Origin of the sequence: Flavobacterium sp. 9AF, from assembly GCF_902506265.1 — a bacterium.
GTDB lineage: Bacteria > Bacteroidota > Bacteroidia > Flavobacteriales > Flavobacteriaceae > Flavobacterium.
Genome location: NZ_LR733590.1, coordinates 1 through 1,377 on the forward strand (window position 1 = coordinate 1; position 1,377 = coordinate 1,377).

Consider the following 1,377-nt stretch of genomic DNA (forward strand, 5'->3'; position numbering starts at 1 on the left):
GTACTTTATAATGCAGTAAAATTTTTGTGCAGTAAGGCTACAGAAAAAGATAACGCATATAAATAACAACACATTTTTTTATTAAGTAAAAGAATATTCATAATATGATTTTAAAAATAGAACATATCTAAAAATAAGAGTAAAATAATTTCTATGCAAAAATTAAAAATTATATTTGTAAATGCTATTCATTTTTAAATAAAATGCTAAAAAAACAAGTAATTATGGAAGTAGGTATAAAAATAAAAAGGTTAAGAGAACAACATAAATTATCACAACCCGAACTAGCCCACAAGCTAGGTATTGCCCAAACAACTTTAAGTAATATAGAAAGTGGACAAACCCAAAAAATAGATTTTGCTTTAATGGATAAAGTATGTAAAGAATTTGATGTGGATTTTAGTTATTTTACCGAAAATAAGCAAGTTAATAAGGTTAAAACCAATGAAGGTGGAGTTGTAGGTAATAATTATGCGCCTATTTATAATTTTCCTGAAAATTTAATTGAGCAATTACAAGCTTTAGTTACTGAAATTAAAGAAAAAGACGCTAAAATAAAGGAGTTGGAAAATTTGTTGAAGAAGTAGTTTTTACTTTATACTAATTTTATCAAGTGTATAAGTTGTAATTTGTCCTTCTAAACCTTCAAAAGATTCTACAATTTCTAATGGATAATACTTAATGAGGATGTCTTTTTCATTTATAACTGGATGGTAATTGCATTTTATTTGTGTGGTTACCCACAATTTATGTTATAGTGCTTCAAATTGTAATTAGTTTTCAAACTATTTTATTAAAAAAAAGGATAGTAAATATTACTAACCTTTAATCTATATTATTTACACTACTAAGCCGATTAATATTTTCATTTTCACTCTTCAAATGAATAACTATATCGATGCAATGCTACTTCTTTTAATATGACATTGTTTTTTGTTATTTCTTTCTTGTCAATCAAATAAATCTTTTTGTAATAAATTAGAAAAAAAACCATTTTTAAACCATATTTTTTGATAAAATTAATATCAATAATTATATGTTTATTCTTTCTTAAAAAGTTTTTTTTCTTAATTTTAATATCTGATACTTTTTTTTCTTCAACTCTGTCAAAATCTAAATACTTAGCTTCTTTAAAATTAACATAATTTGAATTATCAAATTTAATTTCATAATTTCTCTTTTCTTCTAAAATTTTTATACTATTAATATCAGGACCTTTTAAATTTTGAAATTCACTATGATCAAAATATATGTAAATAGTATCTGCTTTTTTTATTGATTCTAAAGATTGACAGTATATTTCGTTTGAAAAAAAAGCAATAAAAAATATTAGTATTATTTTCATCTTATTGACAGTTTTGAGATGTGTTTTTCCAC

General features: G+C 22.7%; 3 protein-coding genes. 1 reads left to right on the top strand and 2 read right to left on the bottom strand.

Going from position 1 to position 1,377, the window contains the following annotated elements:
• Positions 1-203: 203 nt before the first annotated feature.
• Entirely contained in the window at positions 204-587 is a 384-nt protein-coding gene (locus HALO113_RS16205; protein ID WP_159780183.1) for a helix-turn-helix domain-containing protein, read from the top strand.
• Between the two features lie 3 nt (positions 588-590).
• On the opposite strand, the gene HALO113_RS16210 is transcribed toward HALO113_RS16205, so the two are convergent.
• Both HALO113_RS16210 and HALO113_RS16215 read right to left on the bottom strand, forming a co-directional pair.
• Positions 591-746 carry a hypothetical protein gene (locus tag HALO113_RS16210; RefSeq protein WP_159780184.1) on the bottom strand — a complete coding sequence of 52 codons (156 nt, stop codon included), beginning with the start codon at positions 744-746 and terminating at the stop codon, positions 591-593.
• A gap of 125 nt (positions 747-871) precedes the next feature.
• Positions 872-1,377, bottom strand: a 506-nt coding sequence (locus HALO113_RS16215; RefSeq protein ID WP_236554774.1) for a hypothetical protein, incomplete at its 5' end; no start/stop codon positions are given.

Bases quoted from the DNA above. Each gene is read 5' to 3' on its own strand.
- HALO113_RS16205 (WP_159780183.1), top strand. From the start codon at position 204: ATGCTAAAAAAACAAGTAATTATGGAAGTAGGTATAAAAATAAAAAGG.